Genomic DNA, 19,449 nt, shown 5'->3' on the forward strand with positions numbered 1-19,449 from the left:
TACGGCTTTTCCTCTTATTATGACACATTCGCCGTCTTCCCAGAAGCGTTCGCTTTACGGATGTTCCGGATGTTGATCCGAATCAGGAGTGAGATGGCGAGCGCGACAACAAAGGCACCTGTGAAAATATAGAGAGTCAATGAGTAGCTCTCTGTTGTCTCGCGAATCCATGATACAACGAGCGGACCGACAAGACCGGCTGCGGCCCAAGCGGTTAAGATATATCCGTGAATCGCACCGAGCTGTTTCGTTCCGAATAAATCTCCGATATAGGCTGGAATGGACGCGAATCCGCCTCCGTAGCATGTGATAATGACAAAAATGATGATCTGAAATAACAGGGCGTTAGACACGTTCGGCAGCAATAGAAACGCGGCTGTCTGTAAGGCAAAGAATGTCGTGTACACATTCGGCCGACCGATATAGTCAGAAACAGAGGCCCAGCCGATTCGTCCAAGTCCGTTGAAAAGACCCATGATACCAACCATTGTGGCCGCGGCACCTGCACTTAATCCCGCTATATCCTGCGCCATCGGAGAGGCTACCGAAATAACGGCGATACCGCATGTGACGTTAATGAAAAGCATCGACCATAGCGCCCAGAATCGCACGGTTTTGACCGCTTCGTTTGCTGTCAGCTGGGAGAGGTCATCCGGCTTTTTCTTATCGCCTTCTCCTTTTTCAGACATCCCTTCAGGCATCCAGTCTTTTGGAGGCGGGGCGAGGTAAAGAGACGAAACAATCATAAGAGAAAAATAGACAACGCCTAACAAATAAAAAGTATTGGAGATGCCGATGCTGCCGATCAGCCTGGCGATGACCGGACTCGCAATCAATGAAGCGAACCCGAATCCCATTATTGCTAGACCCGTCGCCATGCCGCGGCGGTCAGGAAACCATTTGACAAGCGAGGAAACAGGCGTGATATAGCCGATTCCAAGACCGATGCCTCCCAATGCCCCGTAGAAAACATAGAACATATAAAGCGAGCCGATGCTGTCGGCAAATCCTGCGCCAAGAAGACCCAATCCAAAACAGAACGATGCGATGAGACCCGATTTTCTCGGTCCGTGACGCTCGACGAAATGTCCCATAAACGCAGCAGAAAGTCCAAGAAACAAAATGGCGATACTGAACGTGAGCGATACTTGGCTCAGTCCCCAGCCGTGTTTATCGCTCAGCGGATTCGTAAAAACACTCCAGGAATAAATCGAGCCGATTGAAATGTGAATGCCGACAGCCGCAGCAGCGATCAGCCAGCGGTTTTTTATTTTTCCAGCCATGTTTCTGCTCCTTTTCTTGTCTTATTCCATTGTTTTGTTCTTCGTCTGGTTGATGCGCTTTTCTGGTGTATCTTGAGTCGTCCTCTCGAATTCTTCTGTGTCCTGTCCCATCCCTTTTAAAAACTGCATCAAGATGGTGATTGCCTTGTTGATTTCTGGATCTTTCAGTGCGCGGACAAGATCAAAATAGCTCGTCTTTTCTTCTGTGTCTTTATATTCGGCAACACGGGCGATACCTGAATTCAGCTTCAGCAAAATCGGTTCAAGCTGTTTGACGTTAATCAATCCGAGTGTGCCAACAAGAAGGAGCAAGTTCTTTAATGTGTTCGTCGCTTCAGGCTTGTCCACTGCTTTAACAAGCACGTGCAGCACCTTATCTCCTTGTCCGAACAAACCGTTCAGGAGCGACAGCAGCCCTTTATCCTGCATATGGTTCATGATCTCCATCGTCTGGAGGATGGCGTCCTTGTTCTTGATCAGCGCGTCCTCTACTTCCCGCAAATCCTTGCTCCGCTGTTCTTCAGGCGTGACCGTTAATTTGCGAACGTTCTTAATGGCTTTTGCCATGCTCTTCTCGCTCCTTTTTCACGACATCTCCAGGGAAAATGTAGTCACTGCGCGCCCATTTCTTTTCCACGTTCACTCCAATCTGCGGCTGCGGATTGCCGTAACGAAAGTTGATTCGCGGCAATGGACTCACACCTTCTTGCTGCAATATTTCCATTTTGGCGCTCGTTTCCTTGTACGCCGGGGTATCCGTGTCTTTGTCGGCGTAGCTGCTTGTGAGCAGGTTGATAGCCGCCTCGCCGCTGTCGTTCATCGGTAAATACACTTCTTTTCCTTTCACGCGATCGGTAACCAGGCAATGAACCTTCACGTTGCCGTACGGTGAAGAGAGCCTGACGAGTGTGCCGTCTTTTATGCCTCGCTCTTCTGCCAGTTCATGTGATACTTCCAGCCACGTTCCAGGTGTTTTAGAGGTGATGCCTTTCGATTGATATGTCATGTTTCCTTCATGGAAGTGTTCGAGCAGACGCCCGTTGTTCACATGAATATCGTACTCTTCGCCGAACTCAACAGGCTGGGTCCAATCGACAGGGTATAGCCGCGCTTTTTTATCAGGAAAAGGAAAGCCGTCTAAAAATAAGACCGGTGTATCACTGCCGTCTGCTGCGACTGGCCATTGCAGGCTGTTGTACCCTTCCAAGCGTTCATACGTCACCCCGGCAAACAGCGGAGCAAGCTGAGCAGCTTCTAGCATGATGTCGCTCGGATGAGTATAATCCCAGCCTGCACCAAGACGGTTGGCAATTTCCGTGATGATCTGCCAATCCGGCTTCGAGTTGCCGAGCGGCTCAAACACTTGATACAAACGCTGGATGCGGCGTTCGGTGTTCGTGAATGTCCCTTCCTTTTCTAAGCTCGGGCTTGCCGGCAAGACAACATCGGCAAATTGTGCCGTCCGGGTAAGAAAAATATCCTGTACAACAAAAAATTCAAGCTTTTCATAGGCTGCATGCACATGATTGATGTTGGAGTCGACAATCCCCATGTCTTCTCCTTTTAAATACATGCATTTAACATGGCCGTCTAGGATGCCCTGCACCATCTCATGGTTGTTTAGCCCTGGCTCTGCCGGAATCTTAACGCCCCAAGCGGCTTCATATTTGGCACGCACACTTTCATCTGCCACCTTTTCGTAAGAAGGCAGCCGGTCCGGCATGCTGCCAAAATCACTCGCTCCTTGTACGTTATTATGGCCGCGCAGCGGGTATGAGCCGCAGTTCGGACGTCCGTAGTTGCCTGTGACGAGCAGCAGGTTGGAGATTGCCGTGCTCGTGTCACTGCCGCCCGAATGCTGCGTCACGCCCATCGCCCATAAGACGCACGTGCTCTTCGCCTGATGAATCGCTTCAGCAACAGAGATCAGTGTTTCTTGAGACAAACCGGTCGCTTGCTCGGCATATTCTAGCGTGAACGTTTGCAGGTTGGCCGTAAACTCATCAAGACCGTTCACATGATCGCGTAAAAACTCATCCGCAGCCCAGCCCTGATCGATAATGTATTTTGCAACAGCCGAAAGCCAGACAAGATCAGAGCCTGCTTTCGGCTGGATGAACAGGTCCGCGCGGTCTGCCATTTCATGCCTGCGAAGGTCAGCTACGATCAGCTTTTGTCCCTTAAGCTTTTGCGACCGTTTCACTCGTGTCGCGAGAACAGGGTGAGATTCTGCCGTGTTCGCTCCGATGATGATCACGAGCTCAGACCGTTCGATGTCCTTGATTGTACCCGAGTCACCCCCATGTCCGACCGTGCGGAACAGCCCCATCGTCGCAGGTGTCTGGCAGTAACGTGAGCAGTTATCGATGTTGTTGGTGCCGATCACGCCGCGCGCTAGCTTCTGCATCAAGTACGACTCCTCGTTCGTGCACTTGGAGGAGCTGATGAAGCTTAACGAATGGGCTCCGTGTTTTTCTTTGATTTCCGTGAACTTTGATGCAATCAGCGTGAGTGCTTCCTCCCATGATGCCTCTCGGAAAGAATCTCCTTCCCGGATGAGTGGAGAAGTGAGGCGTTCTTCACTGTTCACAAAATCCCATCCGAACTTTCCTTTTATACATGTTGAAATGCCGTTGGCAGGTGCCTCAATTGACGGCTCCACTTTTAAAATTTTCCGGTCCTTCGTCCAGATATCAAAGCTGCAGCCGACACCGCAATACGTGCAGACCGTCTTCGTTTTCTTAATGCGCTGTTCACGCATCGCTGCTTCCATGTCAGAAATCGCGAGGATTGATCCGTACCCCGTCTCTACGCTTTTCGTGATTTCAATCATCGGTCTGAGCGTTTCACGGCTGATGCCGGTCATATAGCCAGCCTCGCCTTCCATTCCCTTTTCCATCATGGCGTTGCAAGGACAGACAGTCGAACAATGGCCGCAAGATACACAAGAAGATTCATTGATCGGCACGTCTTTGTCCCAGATGACTCGCGGCCGTTCGCGTTCCCAGTCGATGGACAATGTTTCGGTCACCTGCACATCCTGACAGGCTTCCACGCAGCGTCCGCACAGGATGCACTGATCTGGATCGTACCGATAAAATGGGTTGGATGTGTCCTTCTCATACGGCTTGTGATCAAACGGGATGCTCTGATGGTTAACCTTCATGGCTTTTACGGTATTATGTACTTCGCATCCGCCGTTGTTGTAATCACAAACCGTACAATACAGCTCATGGTTGAACAAAATTCGGTCCATGCCAATGACCTGCGCTTCTCTTACCTCATCAGAAATGGTGTCAACCTCGTCTCCTTCCGCAATCGTAGTCGAGCATGCCCGAACAAACTCGCCATTCACCTTGACGATGCACGTGTCACAAGTCTCGATTGGCCCAAGGCTCGGATGATAGCATACGTGAGGAACCTGTGCTTCACTGCCTTCTAATAGATTCAATATCGTTTGATCCTTGCTGGCTTTCATTTCAGCACCATTTAATTTAATGGAATAGGAATCTGACAATCTCTTCACCTCTCGCATAGTGAATATTCTGACAACTGTATAATTTTTTCCCTAAAACGCGTTTCTTAAACTAAGTGAACTAATAGGGAGAAAAACAACCGGGGTCCGGTACCATTTACTATGCTGCCTTGAAACAACAGCGTTTGCAGTAAATGGTGCCGGACCCCGATCATGGATTAAAAAAAGGAGAAAAGCCGTTGCCGGCTCTTCTCCTTTTTTCCTTTATAAAACAAATAGTGTATAAATCACAGCCGCAAGTATAATGCGGTAGATGGCGAAAGGGACGAGTCTCACCTTTGAGATGATTTTCAAGAAAAACTTGATAGATATCAAGGCAAAGATGAAAGCACTCAAGAAACCGGCAATAAAAAATGGCAGGAAATCAGGATTAAAATATTGCAGGTTTTTTACTAAAGAAATCAAGCTGGCTCCGGCCATAATCGGGACTGCCATGATGAACGTGAAATCCGCTGCAGCTTTGTGGCTTAAGCCGAGAATGACTCCGCCTGAAATGGTGGAACCTGAGCGGGAGAACCCTGGCCAGAGCGAGAAGCATTGAAACAATCCGATCAGAAACGCCTGCTTGTAAGAAATTTCATCCACTGTTTCCACTTCAGGTTTTTTAGGTCCCGTTAGATCGGCAACCAGCATGAACACGGCACCAATTACAAGACCGATTAGAACCGTGTTAACAGTGAACAAGTGTTTATCAATATAATCCTCGAACAAGACGCCTAGAATTCCTGCAGGAAGCAACCCGACAATGACCTGAGTGAGTTTGAGGCGCTGCTGCTGTTCGGCTTTATCGACGAGTGTTTTATTTTTCTTAAATAAACTTCTCAGTCCAAGCATATTAATGAACGTATCTTTGAACACAATGACAACGGCAAGAATCGAGCCGAGCTGTACGACGACCTTGAACGTATTGGCCGGATACTTTCCTAAAAATTCTTTAGATTGCAGCCACATGTCATCTACAAGAATCATATGCCCTGTTGAAGAGACAGGTGCAAATTCAGTGAGCCCTTCTACCAAACCTAGTATGATCGCTTTTATCAATAATAGAAAATCCATTTTTTCACCTATTTCTTTTTATTATCACTAACAGTCATAATAAATGGTTTTTGTTCCAAAAACAACGAAAAACAAGTTTTTGAATTGTGTAAAAATGTAAAAAGTTCAAAAATGTCTTTGAAAACACCGTTAAAATATAGTAGAATAATTTAAAATCAAAAACGGCGTTTAACGGCTATTTTTTTAGGGAAGGAGAATAAGTTCAGAATGAAAAAACAACCAGGTTTTGAAGCGGCGATGTTCTTTTTAAGCTTGCTATTCTTGAGCGGAATCTACCAGACGGCCATGGTGTGGGGAAAGATTGACATGTTCTTTGAACAGGAGAGCGGACTGACAACCACATCGTTCCTGTCATCCATGGTTCTTTTCTGGTCATTGACGAGTGCGTTTTGGATTTTGGCGCTGAAAGTATTGGACGTAGCGCACAAAACACAGCTGTTTAAAACAAGCAACGCACTGTTCGGCATGATTTTTCTGTTCTTCGCCATCCCGCTTGCCATCTGCTCACAAATCTATCATTCGCTCGGCATGAACGGAATGGTCAGCACGTTATCACTCGCTCTGCTCATTATGACACTGATCTCATTTGTAATCGGGTTCGTATTTAAGTTTAGAAAAGCGGTATAACCATGAAACAACCCGCGTACAAGCAGTTGCTTGTACGCGGGTTGTTTCATGCCGGGGTCCGGTACCATTTACATTTTCACCTGACATAACAAGGAATTCTTTGTAAATGTACCGGACCCCATAAAGGGGTGCATCGTCTCCTTATCCGCCGATATGGGACATCTCAATCTTTTCTCTTGAAGCGCTTTTGCTGCTACTTCGTTCGTCCGAATAGCGGTCAGTGCGCGATCTCCAGATACCTTCTATTGCCTTTGTAATTTCTTCATTATCCTCTGATTTCCTTAATAGACTTCGTAAATCATGGCCTTTTGAAGCAAAGAGGCACGTATACAATTTGCCCTCTGCCGACAGCCTCGCTCTGTTGCAGTAGCTGCAGAACGAATCTGTGATCGACGAAATGATGCCGATTTCTTCATTTGAACCACTGTAACGGTAGCGTGTCGCTACCTCTCCTTTATACCTTGGCTCGATCGGCTCGATCGGTGTTTCGAAATTAATGGTGTCAAAGATTTGCTGTTTCGTGAAAACCTGATCCATCTTCCAGCCATTGCTGTTGCCAACGTCCATGAATTCAATGAACCGGAGAATCCGGCCGCTGCCTTTAAAAAAACGGGCCATCTCAAGGATATCTCCATCGTTCAACCCTTTTTGAACGACCATGTTCACCTTGACTCCGAGACCTGCTTTTTCAGCCGCTTCCATTCCTTGCAGCACTTTTTTGACGCTCACACCTCTGCCGTTAATTCTTTGGAAGCGCTCTTCATCAAGAGTATCCAGGCTGACCGTGACACGCTTGAGACCCGCATCCTTCAGCCGCTGCGCATGAAGTGGCAGCAAGGATCCGTTCGTTGTCATGGCCAGATCATCAATTCCGGCAACATCTGATATCATGGCAATCAGCTTGTCAAGGTCTTTGCGCATAAGCGGCTCCCCGCCTGTGATTCGCACCTTTTCAATTCCTGCTGTCTTCCTGAATACTTTCACCAGCCGTACAATTTCCTCAAAACTGAGCAGCTCGCTTTTATCAAGAAAGTGGTAATCAGGCCCGAAAATTTCAGCCGGCATGCAGTATGTACAGCGAAAATTGCAGCGGTCCGTCACCGAGATCCTGAAATCACGCAGCGGACGTCCGAGCGTGTCGGTTAAAGGTTTCATGGCCATCCTCCTCTACTCTCTCTATCTACTTGAAAGCCTGTTCAGCGCTTCCTGATCATTCACGTTCTGAAACACGTCAGGTGAAAGGTCCAGATCTATCTCGGTAACCCATTTCACTGTTACTTGGCTTAGCAGATCCATCATGCGGTAATCGCCGCTGTTAAGCTGACAGTCTATTTTATCCAATAGCGATCTTTTGTATAGCCCGGCAAGCGGCTGGATCCTGCCATTGATTTTCGGAATCACGGCGTCTATTTCTCCCCTGCGAAACGAAACGATTTTCTCTATCGCATGACTATTCATGAGCGGCATATCACACGGCAGCACCATATACCACGTGTTTACAAAGTCCTTCATTACACTGAATATACCCGCAAGCGGTCCTTTTCCCTCATGTTCTTTTGCATCTCTGATGACGTCTACCTTTACTTCTCTGCTGAAACGTGGAAGCAGATCGACTGAGCTGACGATCACCGTTTCACGGACAAAAGGACACAGTGCATTTCGTGCATGCTCATAAAACAGCTGGTTCTTGTAACGCGCAAACGCTTTTGGACTTCCAAATCGCGACGAAAGCCCGCCCGCTAAAATGATTCCTGTTAAATCCGAGGTGCTGGCGCTTTTCATCCTCCGCTAACCGGCGGGATGATCGCTACGGTATCACCGCTTTTCACGATATCCTCTTTATCCGCATATTCTTCGTTTACCGCGACCATAAAGTCACCTGATACACCGTACCTGTAATTCAACTCGTTAAGAAGCTGCTCTACGGTCATCTCGTCTTGTTGAATCTGCACTTTTTCAGCACCTGTAAGCTCTTTAATATGCGCAAAGCATAATACGTTAATCACGGTTTACCACTCCTTCCGGCCGTCCTGATGGATACCGCCCTATCTCAAGCTGGTCGCCGATCCACTGCTCGCCGTCCTCCCAATGCTCTTTTTTCCAAATGGGCACCATTTGCTTGATGCGTTCAATCGCATATTCGTTCGCGTCGTATGCATCTTTTCGATGAGGTGTCGAAACAGCAATGACAACCGCCACATCCGAGATATCGAGTCGTCCGGTTCGATGCGTGATTGCAGTCACCGCGTCGGGCCACCGTTCTTGAATCTCAGCACCGATTCTAGCAAGCTGCTTTTCGGCCATGGCTGGATAAGCTTCATACTCTAAATATAACGTTCGCTTTCCTTTTGTAAATTCTCTCACTGTTCCGATAAAATTTGTGACAGCTCCCGCTTCACGCCGAATGACTTTAGCGGTCACCTCTTCCACCGATATCGGCTGATCGGTTATGATAAACAGCTTCTCGTTCATCTCATCACACCCTTTATATAATTTCGGAACCAGTCCATCAGCGCATCATCTTCCATTAAAAATATCGGAACATCCAAATCGTGCGTCAGCGGCTTCCAGCTCGCCACCGCCTGAACATTCGTCAGGCTCTGTAAAAGCGAAAGATCGTCCGGCTCTTTTATTATGGCGATTTTCGGCAGATCAGCATGCTTATAGCCTTCAACAAGTATCAGATCCATGTCCATTGCTTCGTAAAAAGACAGCAATTCCTCAAGCGTCCATTGCTGCTTTTCAGCAGATAGCAAGAACATCCCGCCGCCTTCCACACCGGTAACTGCGGCACCAGCTTGCCGATGCTTGCCGCTGTCTTTCCCGCCATCTGACATATCAGGCACACCGCCATGTCCGTGATGCTTCAATGTTCCGGTGCGCCATCCGTTCTTGGATGCTTCTACTATGAGCCGCTCCATCAGCTTGGTCTTGCCGCTGTTGGAATACCCGGCCAGCTGCAGGACAGGCTTCGTCAATCCCATGGCCATTCGCTTCCTTCACAATACTCCAGCAAAAGAACATCCACTTCGTCTCCTGCCGAAAATCCTCGCGTTCCTCCCGGCAATACGATGAAAACATCCGTTAAGCTGAGCGACGTGACCGCATTCGATTTATTAAAACCGCTTGGCGCAGCAGTAAGCGTCGTACCAGAAAAGCTAAGCTTGCCTCTCACGAACCGGGTGAACGGGTTCGCCTTAGTAAACTCCTCTGAAAGAATGGCACGAGCTTTTCTTAGGTGAGGAGTCTTGCTTCCAAGCATATTCTGGATGACTGGACGCGTAAACAGCTCAAACCCGACATAGCAAGCAGACGGATTTCCTGACAGCCCGAACAAGAACTTGCCGTTCCAGACAGCGACCGTCGTGACACTTCCGGGCCGCATCGCGACTTTGTTAAACAGCACTTCCGCACCAAGTTTTTCATAAATGGCCGGAAGGAAATCATAGTCTCCGACGGACACACCGCCAGTGGTGATCAGCATGTCGACCGACTCTGCGGCCTGTTTGACAGAATCGTAGCATGTGTCAAAGTCATCCGGCAATGTGCCAAAATAGCGCGCCTGTGCCCCAGCCCGTTCTATCTGCGCACATACCATATGGCCGTTGCTGTTTCGTATTTTTCCCGGCTGCAGTTCATCCGACACGTCAAGCAGCTCCGTGCCTGTTGCATAGACGCCAACGATTGGCCTTTTCGCAGCTATCACTTCCTGATACCCGAACGTTGCCAGGTTAGCGACAACTCCTGGATTTATGTATGTACCCTTTTCTGCAATCACGGTGCCTTCTTCGGTGTCTTCTCCTTGAAACGAAACATTGTCGCCAGGTCTATAGGAACGCTTGATTGAAAACCAAGACTCTCCGCCACAAGCAAACTCTGAGACAAGCTCAAGCATGATGACACAATCACATAACTCCGGAAGCTTTGCGCCTGTCATAATCCGCACCGCCTCAAACGGTCCGACCTTCTTTTCAGAGACAAAGCCAGCTCCGATTTCATCGATTACTTGAAACGATACCGGGTTATCCATACCCGCGTGCACAGTATCACAGGAACGGACAGCAAACCCGTCATAGGGAGAACGGTCAAATGGCGGGACAGGATGAGTCGCTCTTAAAGCCTCTGCCAGCACTCGGCCATATGAGTGCTCAAGCTGCACCTTTTCCTCATTCCCTCTTTTTGCGAACGCCATCACTTTATTAACAGCCTCACTCACTCGTATCGGCTTTCTTCGTTCAACCATTTCAAACAGCTCCCTGATAAAATGATGTTAATGATGCTGGCGGTTAAAATATTGGACCAATCCAAGCAGGACGAGCGCGATGGCCATGCTGATGATCACATAATAAAACGCAAGCTGCATGTTGCCTGATTCAATCGCTACATAAATAGCGGTCGGAATGGTCTGCGTTCTGCCGGGCAGGTTGCCGGCGAACATGAGCGTCGCCCCGAACTCCCCCAATGCTCTAGTAAAACTGAGCAACGCTCCTGCTGCCAGTGCCCGTGAAGCGAGCGGTATCGAGATCGACATAAACACCTGCCGTTTTGATGCGCCGTCTACCTGTGCGGCTCCTTCTAACTCTCGGTCGACACCAAGAAATCCCGCCTTGGCAGACTGAAACATCAACGGAAATGCGACAACGGCTGATGCCAAAACGGCCGCCCACGGTGTGAAAATCAGTGTGCCGCCAAACAGTGTTTCAATCATTTTGCCTGGCAAACTGTTCACTCCAAACGTCACGATCAGCAAAAAGCCGATCACAGACGGAGGAAGAACAAGCGGCAGCATCAACAGCGTCTCGGCTAGTACTTTGCCTTTAAATGCTCGTACCGCGAACACCCGTCCTAAAGCAGTTCCTGAAACAAAAACGATGATCGCTGCGATAAAGGAGACCGATATCGAGAGACGTACAGGAAGCCAAAATTCCATGTTCATCATCTCACCTGCTTGATCTGCTGCGTGGTTAAAGGCGTGAATCCGTTCTCAGCAAACAATTGCTGAATCCGCGGCAGCCGCAGAAACTTCATAAACTGGCGAGCTGACTCTTTTTGACTGCTTTTTTCTAAAATGCCCCCATAATACAAAATCTCTTCAGTGGTTTTGATTTCTTCCACAACGGTCACTTTTTTGGAAGTGGTCACATCTGACTGGTAAACAAATCCAATATCCGCACTTCCTTGTTCAACGAGTGTCAGGACCGTCCTGACGTCTTTTCCGTATACACTTTTATTGCGCATCTCTTCTGGAATGGCAGACAGTGCATACTTTCCGGCAGGAACAGTTTCCGGTGTTCCGGATGCAATTCGGCTGCTAACCTCAAGACATGTTTCAAGTGAGGAACAAGGCTTGTTGATCGGAGCAATCAACATCAGCTTGTTGGCGATAAAGGGAACCTCTCCATCTATCAGATTTTTTTTAGAAAGAGCTTCGGTGTTTTCTTTGGCAGCTGATAGGAACATATCTGCTGGCGCACCCTGTTCAATCTGGCGCTGCAAGGAACCTGACCCGCCAAAGTTAAACACAAGCTTCACGTCCGGTTGCTCTTTCTCAAACTCTTTTTTTATCTCATTCATCGTTCCTTGCAAACTTGCTGCGGCAGAAATCGTTAACTCTTTTTCAGAGCCTTCTCCTCCACATCCGCTCACGACGAATAACAAGGCAAGAACCAGTAAAGTTTTATAACGCCCATTCATCTTGTTCTCCCTTTCTTGCTACCCAAACACGTTGGTATACATCTTTTTTGCTTCAATTACATCCTTTGTTCCATGAACGAGAACACGTCCGTCATAGAAAATGACCATCCTGTTCGTGTCCTGTGTGAGGGACAGCAGGTATGGATTGCGCGCAGTCTGAAACCCTTGCGATAACAGTCGTGCCTCAAGCTGCGGAAGATCCACCGGCTGGCGTGAAGATGGACGAAGCTGAACGGTATCACGCCCGCACAACACGGACGTTTTCATCAAGTTCTCCGCACTAAGATAAGGATAGGACGGTGCGAGGCCGCATGACGGACAATCTGCTTTCTTCAGCTTGCTGACACCAATCTCCGAATGCAGGTTTTCCCATACATCAAACGTAACGAGTTTATTGTGTAGTGCAGCATAATTTTCCGAAAGTATTTTTAGTGCTTCTGCACTTTGATAGGCGACGACCATCATGACCGCAGGACTGATGATGCCTGCCGTGTCGCACGTCTGTCCGCCTTGCGGAATGCTTTTCCACAAACATTGAAAACATGGCGTTTCTCCCGGTATTACGGTAAAGGTCATGCCATAGCTGCCAACACACGCTCCATAAATCCACGGTATATTAAGTTTCTGCGACAAGTCATTGATAATTAAGCGTGTCTCGAAATTATCGGTCGCATCGAGAATAAGGTCAGCATCTTCTGCAAGTTCTTCCAGTTTGATAAAAGAGACATCCTCCACAACGGCGTGTATGCCAACGGAAGAGTTGATGTCTCGAAGCCTGGATTTGGCCGCTGCTGCTTTTGGCATTTTCTGATTCGCGTCTTCCTCGCTGTACAGCTGCTGCCTCTGCAGGTTACTCGCTTCCACATAGTCCCGGTCAACAATCGTGAGCCTGCCGACACCGGCGCGGACAAGAACCTCGGCGTTGCCTGTTCCGAGTGCTCCCGCCCCGATCAGAAGAACGTGCTTTTTCGAAAGAAGAGCTTGTCCGCTTCTACCGATTGGAGCAAACCGCTCCTGCCTTGAATAACGCCCATCCGACATGTAGGACACCTCTTTAAATGAAAATGAACACCATATAATTTCAGAAAATTCACTTTGGTATATATAACAGTATACCAAAGGTTGCGAACTGGGCTTAAACAAAAGGTTTCATACGAAAAGGACAAGCCGCAGCGGCTTGTCCTTACTTAAATGATCTGACCTAATTTATGCACTTCCCGTGTCTCGATAAGGTGCTGAATAGTCTCCCTGTACCCTTTATAATGCGGCGAATCGATATGCAACTGCAGCGATTCTTCATCACGATAACTTTCATACAGAACGAACAAACCGCCGTCTTCTATCGACTGATGAAGACGGTATTGCGTGCAGCCTTCTTCTTGCTGAGAGGCAGAGGCGACCTTTATCAATTCTTCGTAAAGCTTTTGCTCATTCCCCTGTTTCGCCTTCAATACGGCCGTGATAATAACAGGTCCCATGCACGCTCCCCTTTCTGCCTTGTTTATTCTGCTGTTACGTTTAACGTTACATCGATGTTACCACGAGTCGCTTTAGAATACGGACAGAAATGGTGTGCTTTTTCAACAAGCTCCTCTAGCTCTGCCTGCTCTACACCCTTTCCTTTAATCTCAAGGTCAACCGCTAGCTTAAACCCATCATCAGACTGATCTTTCAGGAAGCTGACGACCGCGGTTGTTTCCGACTGAAACGATTTTACCTTTGCTTTTTTCGCCATCAAGTTAAGCGCACCGTCAAAGCATGCAGCATATCCCGCTGCGAATAGGTGCTCTGGAGTGACTGCATCCGGTATCTCCTTCATTCTTGGTGTTCCTGGCATGGCGATCGAATGCTTCAGCACACCGTCCTCCGAATGAATATGCCCCTCACGTCCACCTTGTGCTGTTACGGTTGCTGTAAATAATTTTTCTGCCATTATGTTCTCATCCTTTCCATCCTGTTCTTATCGTTCATATTAATAATTCACTTATTCAGTGAATTTAAACCTACAATAACATGTATCACATTATAATTACTATTAAAAACTATTGATTATATTTTCAAACCTGTTATTATCTTATTTGTAATCATTCTAAAGTAGGAGTGAGAGAGATGAAAAACACAACGTTAACAACTAGCTGGGGTGCGCCGGTCGGCGACAACCAGAATTCAATGACAGCAGGGTCGAGAGGTCCAACCCTTTTACAGGATGTCCACTTACTCGAAAAACTCGCGCACTTTAACCGTGAACGTGTGCCTGAACGAGTCGTCCATGCAAAAGGAGCTGGCGCACACGGTTATTTTGAAGTGACGAACGATGTTTCTGCTTATACGAAGGCTGCTTTTTTATCTGAAAAAGGAAAACGCACGCCGCTGTTCGTCCGCTTCTCAACTGTTGCAGGCGAGAACGGATCGGCTGACACAGTGCGCGACCCGCGCGGATTCGCAGTTAAATTTTACACAGAAGAAGGCAACTACGACATCGTCGGCAACAACACCCCTGTTTTCTTTATACGCGACGCGATCAAGTTCCCTGACTTCATTCATACACAAAAGCGCCATCCGGTCACACATCTGAAAAACCCTGATGCCGTCTGGGATTTCTGGTCCCTTTCGCCTGAATCGCTGCATCAAGTCACGATTCTCATGTCTGACCGCGGTATCCCGGCCACTCTCCGCCACATGCACGGGTTTGGCAGCCATACGTTCAAATGGGTGAACGCGGAAGGCACAGGCTATTGGATTAAATATCACTTTAAAACAGAGCAAGGTGTGAAAAACTTATCACCAGAACTCGCCGCCCAGATTGCCGGTGAAAATCCGGATTACCATACAGAAGATCTGTTTAATGCAATTGAAGCAGGAGACTTTCCGGCCTGGAAACTTTACGTACAGATCATGCCGCTTGAAGACGCAGACACGTACCGCTTTGATCCGTTTGATGTGACAAAAGTGTGGTCGCAGAAGGATTATCCTTTGATTGAGGTTGGCCGCATGGTGCTCGACCGAAATCCGGAAAACTATTTTGCCGAGGTCGAGCAGGCAACCTTCTCACCTGGGACACTCGTTCCAGGCGTTGAGGTGTCACCGGATAAAATGCTGCAGGGCCGCTTGTTCGCCTATGCGGACGCACACCGCTACCGCGTTGGGGCGAACCATAACGCATTGCCGATCAACCGTCCAAAATGTCCGGTCCATCATCATCAGCGCGATGGACAAATGCGTCCAGACAGCAACGGCGGCGGATCGGTGTATTACGAGCCGAACAGTTTTGGCGGGCCAGCAGAAGCACCACAGCATAAGCCTGCGCCATATGAAGTGAACGGATTGGCCGACAGCACACCTTACGACGAAAATGACCACTATACTCAGGCTGGCGACCTTTATCGCCTGCTTTCGGTAGAAGAACGGGCAAGACTCGTCCAGAATATCGCCCGTGCGATGAAACCAGTCACGAGAGATGACATTAAACAGCGTCAGATTGAGCATTTTTACAAGGCGGACCCTGAATACGGCACAGCCGTAGCAGAAGCACTCGGACTTCCCGTTCCTGCTGCAGCGAAATAAAACTAACGAAAGGTATCCAGCATTTACCGGATGCCTTTTGCACATCAAAGTATTGACAGCGCTTTCAATCCCTTGTTTAATGTAGACAAGTTAATATTTTACGTGTTGGAGAAAAAGGAGACGCACACAAGACCTGTTAAGAGGGATTGACGTGTGTCTTTTTACATTCTATAAGGAGGCTAGTATATGAAGAATGTATGGATGGCTGTTGTGGCCATGATTGGTTTATTCAGCATGATGGGGATTGGCAGCAAAGCAGAGCCCGCAAGCGCAGCGGGTCTTCTGTCAGGAGGCTTTTTGGCGGAAGAAGGAACACCCCCGCCAGGAGCGAACGATCCGCGCTGCCGGCCAACACCTGACCACCCTTATCCGGTTGTGCTCGTTCCTGGAACGTTCGAGACGATGGAACGCAACTGGATCAACTTGGCTCCGCTTTTAAAGGAAAAAGGATATTGCGTGTTCGCACTGAATTATGGCTACAGCAACGGCATTCCGGCATCCGGTCCGGTAGCGGATTCTGCCGTTGAACTTAAAGGATTTATCGATAATGTACTTGCCCTTACAGGTGCCGAAAAAGTTTCGATCGTCGGCCACAGCCAGGGCGGAATGATGCCGAGGCAATATATGAAGTTTCTCGGCGGCGGCAATAAAGTAGAAGACTTAATCGGTCTCGTCCCTTCTAATCATGGCACAGACGGGGTGGCGGGCTTATCAAAGCTTACGTCTACAGGAGCCGATGTCACGTCTTGCGCAGCCTGTCAGGACCAGGCAACAGGCTCTGAGTTTTTAACCAAGCTGAACAGCGGTGACGAAACACCGGGCAGCGCATCATTCACGATCGTGACGACGAGAAACGATGAGATTGTCGTACCGTACCATTCAGCATTCTTAGAAGGTCCTGCTAAAGAAACAGCGAATATTACGATTCAAGACTACTTCCCATATGATCAGATTGAGCATCAGAACATCGCCCAGGACCCGCTCGCGTTTAAGTTTGTGTTTGACGCGCTCGAACACGACGGACCGGCAGATGGCCGTCGGGCGTCAGGGCTGTTTGAATAAAATTTATGAAGCTTATTGGCTATTTTGCTGCCGGTGAGCTTCTATTTTTGTTAATAAAGCCATTTTGGTGCGCGGTATGGGGGTGCGAGGGCGCGTTCTACATATTTGCGGACGTGTTTGGCTGTGGCGCAGGCGTGTTCTTAACATTTTCGCCCAAGTTCTTGTGAAGTCCGCGCGCACTTTCACAATCTGCGGGCTTAATTCCGTTTTTTACCATACATTCTCTTTTCTTTCACACGAACATGTTCTCCTGTACACTTAAGAAAACATCACATCAAAAAGGAGCTATCTACCCATGATCAACCAACCTATCGCCCTGCAGATGTACACTTTACGAGATGCAAGTGAAAAAGATTTTATTAACACGTTGAAGAAAGTGGCCGAAATCGGGTTTGACGGTGTCGAGTTCGCTGGATATGGCGGACTGGAAGCGAAAGAACTGAGAAACGTCATTGATACATTTGGACTGCGCGCGGCTTCGAGCCATGTGCCTCTGAATAACATCCGCCACGTGCTCGACAAGGAAATCGAGATTCAATTAGCACTTGGCAGCAAGTATATCGTCTGCCCTTATTTAGAAGAAAACGAGCGAACCGAAAAAGACTACATACAGCTAATCGACACGTTGAACAGAGCCGGCGAAAAATGCGCAGCAAACAACATCACGCTCTGTTACCATAATCACGATTTTGAGCTAGAAAAGATGAGCGACGGACGCTCGGCACTGCAGCTGATTCTAGAAGAAACCAATCCTGACTGGGTGAAGGCGGAGCTAGATGTGTACTGGCTCACGTATGCGGGAGAGAATCCAGCTGAATGGATCAAACGCTACAGCGAACGGACTCCACTGCTCCATTTAAAGGACATGACAACCGACAGCGAACGTTTCTTCGCTGAGCTTGGCACTGGCGGCATTGACTTGAACGGTGTGCTGGATGCCGGAAAATCAGCGCATGTGGACTGGTACGTTGTCGAACAAGACATTTGCCGCCTAGATCCGTTTGAAAGTGTCAGCCATAGTCTTTCTTATTTGAAATCATTATAGTCATAGTCAGCTTAAAAAGCTCTTGAGATCAACCTCATGAGCTTTTTTATTATTGCCTGTATTATTTTCGGGTACAAAATAACAATGACTTCACCCTCGAATATATTGCCTTTAACTTGATTCCAAGAGGGTGAGATATTTTGAAAAAAAGAGCGGTCTGGACGATTCCGGTCAGTGTTCTTCTTGCTGCGGCAATTGCCGTTTCCTTGTTTCTGTTGAACATACAGCCTGAACCGACTGGAGTCTCCCGAGCACAAAAGCTGGCAGAGCTGTCTAAGCCAGGCGTCGTCCGCATTCTGGACTACTCTATCGTTGATTGGCAGTTCACCGGCACAGACCCGGATGCAGCAACCTACATGGCGGCTATTGAGAACCAAAGTATTTTTGGAGGCTCAGGATCAGGTGCCATCATTAGCTCAGATGGCTATATTGTGACAAATGCACACGTGGTGGAGGGTTCACAGCTTGATGAGGAAGAAATCGCCAATATTGCTTTCGAACAGCTTGTCGGCGGAATCTCCGACTATTTCGGATATGACTACGAGATTGTTTACAATTATATGGTGATGCACACCAGCTACACGAATGTAGAAAAAGTGCTGAAAGTCATCATGCCTGGCGGCGAGGAGCTGGCAGGTGAGGTAAAAAGCTACGGTGCGCCTATTAATGAAGGCAAAGACGTGGCTGTCGTAAAAGTCGAAGGAAAGAACCTGCCAACACTCCAGCTCGGCAGTTCTGACACGATTCAGAACCAGGATAACATCTGGGTGATCGGTTATCCGGCAGCAGCGGACTCAGACCTGCTCTCGCCTGACTCTTCACTCGTTTCTTCCATGAACGCCGGCCAGGTATCCGCCACTTCAAAGAAAACCGAGCAAGGCAGTCCGGTCATCCAGCTGAACGCGGCCTCCACGCACGGAAACAGCGGCGGCCCTGTCATTAACGAAAAAGGCGAGATCGTCGGGCTGCTCACCTTCCGCGGTGATACGGTAAACGGCCAGGAAGTGCAGGGCTTTAACTTCGCGGTTCCCGTGAATACGGTAAAAGAATTTGTGAACCAGGCAGGAGCAAAAAACAAGAAAAGCCAGACCGACATCCTTTACGAAGAGGGATTGATCTACTATTGGTCGGGTTACTATAAGAATGCACTTGAAAAGTTCGAAGCGGTGGAAAGACTGTATCCGAAGCACTCAGAAATCAGCCGCTATATCGCGCTGGCTGAGAAAAAAACGCCAGACAGCAAAACGCTATGGAGCGATTACAGCACGATCTTCTATATCGCAGACGGCGTCGCATTAATGCTCATTCTCTTTTTGATACTCTTCACGTTCGCGATGAAGCCGAAAGCTAAGCCTAGTGCACAAGCAGCCGTCCCATCTATGGATAACCTCAATGTTCAAGAGTTATTGCTTGCGCTTCAAAAGCAGCAGGAGGAAAAGAAAAAAGAAGATTAAACACATACAAGCCGCCTGGAAGTATTCCACAAGGCGGCTTTTTGTTGTCTATATTAGATCATATTATTCCATTTATAAAAATAACCATGAAAAAAAGAGAGGTCTGTGGATTCTTGATCGTTAAAATGT

At 48.2% G+C, this 19,449-nt stretch carries 20 protein-coding genes; 5 read left to right on the plus strand and 15 right to left on the minus strand.

Annotation, left to right across the window (positions count from 1 at the left end):
• Window positions 1-17: 17 nt before the first annotated feature.
• The 4 genes from ACFQPF_RS04710 to ACFQPF_RS04725 form a co-directional block, all read right to left on the minus strand.
• Window positions 18-1,283 carry an L-lactate MFS transporter gene (locus ACFQPF_RS04710; protein WP_379747068.1) on the minus strand — a complete coding sequence of 422 codons (1,266 nt, stop codon included), beginning with the start codon at window positions 1,281-1,283 and terminating at the stop codon, window positions 18-20.
• Window positions 1,284-1,304: 21 nt separating this feature from the next.
• The gene (locus tag ACFQPF_RS04715) at window positions 1,305-1,850 is read right to left on the minus strand and encodes a helical membrane plugin domain-containing protein (protein ID WP_379747070.1); all 546 of its coding nucleotides are present in this window, start codon (window positions 1,848-1,850) and stop codon (window positions 1,305-1,307) included.
• Complete coding sequence (fdhF, locus tag ACFQPF_RS04720; protein ID WP_379747072.1) at window positions 1,834-4,800, minus strand: formate dehydrogenase subunit alpha; 2,967 nt, start codon at window positions 4,798-4,800, stop codon at window positions 1,834-1,836. Before fdhF ends, ACFQPF_RS04715 begins: the two co-directional genes overlap by 17 nt.
• Window positions 4,801-5,022: 222 nt before the next feature.
• Window positions 5,023-5,874, minus strand: a complete 852-nt coding sequence (locus tag ACFQPF_RS04725) for an undecaprenyl-diphosphate phosphatase (RefSeq protein WP_379747074.1) — start codon at window positions 5,872-5,874, stop codon at window positions 5,023-5,025.
• Between the two features lie 207 nt (window positions 5,875-6,081).
• Here ACFQPF_RS04725 and ACFQPF_RS04730 point away from each other — a divergent pair, with 207 nt between their 5' ends.
• Entirely contained in the window at window positions 6,082-6,501 is a 420-nt protein-coding gene (locus ACFQPF_RS04730) for a hypothetical protein (RefSeq protein ID WP_379747076.1), read from the plus strand.
• Window positions 6,502-6,642: 141 nt separating this feature from the next.
• On the opposite strand, the gene moaA is transcribed toward ACFQPF_RS04730, so the two are convergent.
• The 11 genes from moaA to ACFQPF_RS04785 all read right to left on the minus strand — a co-directional run bounded on the left by moaA (window position 6,643) and on the right by ACFQPF_RS04785 (window position 14,128).
• On the minus strand, window positions 6,643-7,662 hold the full coding sequence (moaA, locus tag ACFQPF_RS04735; RefSeq protein WP_379747078.1) for a GTP 3',8-cyclase MoaA: 1,020 nt from the start codon (window positions 7,660-7,662) through the stop codon (window positions 6,643-6,645).
• Window positions 7,663-7,677: 15 nt separating this feature from the next.
• A complete protein-coding gene (locus ACFQPF_RS04740; RefSeq protein ID WP_379747080.1) occupies window positions 7,678-8,283 on the minus strand; it encodes a molybdenum cofactor guanylyltransferase in 606 nt (201 codons plus the stop codon).
• Entirely contained in the window at window positions 8,280-8,507 is a 228-nt protein-coding gene (gene moaD / locus ACFQPF_RS04745; protein ID WP_379747082.1) for a molybdopterin converting factor subunit 1, read from the minus strand. Before moaD ends, ACFQPF_RS04740 begins: the two co-directional genes overlap by 4 nt.
• Window positions 8,500-8,973: a molybdenum cofactor biosynthesis protein MoaE gene (locus ACFQPF_RS04750; protein WP_379747084.1), complete on the minus strand. Its 474-nt coding sequence runs from the start codon at window positions 8,971-8,973 to the stop codon at window positions 8,500-8,502. The genes moaD and ACFQPF_RS04750 overlap by 8 nt, the downstream gene beginning before the upstream one ends.
• Entirely contained in the window at window positions 8,970-9,485 is a 516-nt protein-coding gene (gene mobB, locus ACFQPF_RS04755) for a molybdopterin-guanine dinucleotide biosynthesis protein B (RefSeq protein WP_379747086.1), read from the minus strand. Before mobB ends, ACFQPF_RS04750 begins: the two co-directional genes overlap by 4 nt.
• Window positions 9,476-10,744: a molybdopterin molybdotransferase MoeA gene (locus tag ACFQPF_RS04760; protein ID WP_379747088.1), complete on the minus strand. Its 1,269-nt coding sequence runs from the start codon at window positions 10,742-10,744 to the stop codon at window positions 9,476-9,478. Before ACFQPF_RS04760 ends, mobB begins: the two co-directional genes overlap by 10 nt.
• 27 nt (window positions 10,745-10,771) lie before the next feature.
• Window positions 10,772-11,437: a molybdate ABC transporter permease subunit gene (gene modB / locus ACFQPF_RS04765; RefSeq protein ID WP_379747263.1), complete on the minus strand. Its 666-nt coding sequence runs from the start codon at window positions 11,435-11,437 to the stop codon at window positions 10,772-10,774.
• Window positions 11,437-12,195: a molybdate ABC transporter substrate-binding protein gene (modA, locus tag ACFQPF_RS04770; RefSeq protein WP_379747090.1), complete on the minus strand. Its 759-nt coding sequence runs from the start codon at window positions 12,193-12,195 to the stop codon at window positions 11,437-11,439. The genes modB and modA overlap by 1 nt, the downstream gene beginning before the upstream one ends.
• Window positions 12,196-12,213: 18 nt before the next feature.
• Window positions 12,214-13,236 (minus strand): MoeB/ThiF family adenylyltransferase, encoded by a 1,023-nt coding sequence (locus ACFQPF_RS04775; protein ID WP_379747092.1) that lies wholly within the window; start codon window positions 13,234-13,236, stop codon window positions 12,214-12,216.
• Between the two features lie 146 nt (window positions 13,237-13,382).
• Entirely contained in the window at window positions 13,383-13,673 is a 291-nt protein-coding gene (locus tag ACFQPF_RS04780) for a putative quinol monooxygenase (RefSeq protein ID WP_379747094.1), read from the minus strand.
• A gap of 23 nt (window positions 13,674-13,696) precedes the next feature.
• A complete protein-coding gene (locus ACFQPF_RS04785) occupies window positions 13,697-14,128 on the minus strand; it encodes an organic hydroperoxide resistance protein (RefSeq protein WP_379747096.1) in 432 nt (143 codons plus the stop codon).
• Between the two features lie 176 nt (window positions 14,129-14,304).
• Here ACFQPF_RS04785 and katA point away from each other — a divergent pair, with 176 nt between their 5' ends.
• The 4 genes from katA to ACFQPF_RS04805 all read left to right on the plus strand — a co-directional run bounded on the left by katA (window position 14,305) and on the right by ACFQPF_RS04805 (window position 19,320).
• On the plus strand, window positions 14,305-15,759 hold the full coding sequence (gene katA / locus ACFQPF_RS04790; protein ID WP_379747098.1) for a catalase KatA: 1,455 nt from the start codon (window positions 14,305-14,307) through the stop codon (window positions 15,757-15,759).
• Between the two features lie 186 nt (window positions 15,760-15,945).
• On the plus strand, window positions 15,946-16,821 hold the full coding sequence (locus ACFQPF_RS04795) for an esterase/lipase family protein (RefSeq protein WP_379747100.1): 876 nt from the start codon (window positions 15,946-15,948) through the stop codon (window positions 16,819-16,821).
• 295 nt (window positions 16,822-17,116) lie between these two features.
• Entirely contained in the window at window positions 17,117-17,866 is a 750-nt protein-coding gene (locus ACFQPF_RS04800; protein WP_379747102.1) for a sugar phosphate isomerase/epimerase family protein, read from the plus strand.
• A gap of 140 nt (window positions 17,867-18,006) precedes the next feature.
• Entirely contained in the window at window positions 18,007-19,320 is a 1,314-nt protein-coding gene (locus ACFQPF_RS04805; protein ID WP_379747104.1) for a trypsin-like peptidase domain-containing protein, read from the plus strand.
• Window positions 19,321-19,449 lie beyond the last annotated feature (129 nt).

Source organism: Fictibacillus iocasae (genome assembly GCF_042665465.1).
In the GTDB taxonomy this organism is placed as follows: Bacteria; Bacillota; Bacilli; order Bacillales; family Fictibacillaceae; genus Fictibacillus; species Fictibacillus iocasae.

Excerpts from the sequence above, each read along its gene's own strand:
- ACFQPF_RS04710 (WP_379747068.1), bottom strand. The coding sequence starts at position 1,283 with ATGGCTGGAAAAATAAAAAACCGCTGGCTGATCGCTGCTGCGGCTGTC.
- ACFQPF_RS04715 (WP_379747070.1), bottom strand. The coding sequence starts at position 1,850 with ATGGCAAAAGCCATTAAGAACGTTCGCAAATTAACGGTCACGCCTGAA.
- ACFQPF_RS04725 (WP_379747074.1), bottom strand. The coding sequence starts at position 5,874 with ATGGATTTTCTATTATTGATAAAAGCGATCATACTAGGTTTGGTAGAA.
- ACFQPF_RS04730 (WP_379747076.1), top strand. The coding sequence starts at position 6,082 with ATGAAAAAACAACCAGGTTTTGAAGCGGCGATGTTCTTTTTAAGCTTG.
- moaA (WP_379747078.1), bottom strand. The coding sequence starts at position 7,662 with ATGGCCATGAAACCTTTAACCGACACGCTCGGACGTCCGCTGCGTGAT.
- ACFQPF_RS04740 (WP_379747080.1), bottom strand. The coding sequence starts at position 8,283 with ATGAAAAGCGCCAGCACCTCGGATTTAACAGGAATCATTTTAGCGGGC.
- ACFQPF_RS04750 (WP_379747084.1), bottom strand. The coding sequence starts at position 8,973 with ATGAACGAGAAGCTGTTTATCATAACCGATCAGCCGATATCGGTGGAA.
- mobB (WP_379747086.1), bottom strand. The coding sequence starts at position 9,485 with ATGGGATTGACGAAGCCTGTCCTGCAGCTGGCCGGGTATTCCAACAGC.
- ACFQPF_RS04760 (WP_379747088.1), bottom strand. The coding sequence starts at position 10,744 with ATGGTTGAACGAAGAAAGCCGATACGAGTGAGTGAGGCTGTTAATAAA.
- modB (WP_379747263.1), bottom strand. The coding sequence starts at position 11,437 with ATGAACATGGAATTTTGGCTTCCTGTACGTCTCTCGATATCGGTCTCC.
- modA (WP_379747090.1), bottom strand. The coding sequence starts at position 12,195 with ATGAATGGGCGTTATAAAACTTTACTGGTTCTTGCCTTGTTATTCGTC.
- ACFQPF_RS04775 (WP_379747092.1), bottom strand. The coding sequence starts at position 13,236 with ATGTCGGATGGGCGTTATTCAAGGCAGGAGCGGTTTGCTCCAATCGGT.
- ACFQPF_RS04780 (WP_379747094.1), bottom strand. The coding sequence starts at position 13,673 with ATGGGACCTGTTATTATCACGGCCGTATTGAAGGCGAAACAGGGGAAT.
- ACFQPF_RS04785 (WP_379747096.1), bottom strand. The coding sequence starts at position 14,128 with ATGGCAGAAAAATTATTTACAGCAACCGTAACAGCACAAGGTGGACGT.
- katA (WP_379747098.1), top strand. The coding sequence starts at position 14,305 with ATGAAAAACACAACGTTAACAACTAGCTGGGGTGCGCCGGTCGGCGAC.
- ACFQPF_RS04795 (WP_379747100.1), top strand. The coding sequence starts at position 15,946 with ATGAAGAATGTATGGATGGCTGTTGTGGCCATGATTGGTTTATTCAGC.
- ACFQPF_RS04800 (WP_379747102.1), top strand. The coding sequence starts at position 17,117 with ATGATCAACCAACCTATCGCCCTGCAGATGTACACTTTACGAGATGCA.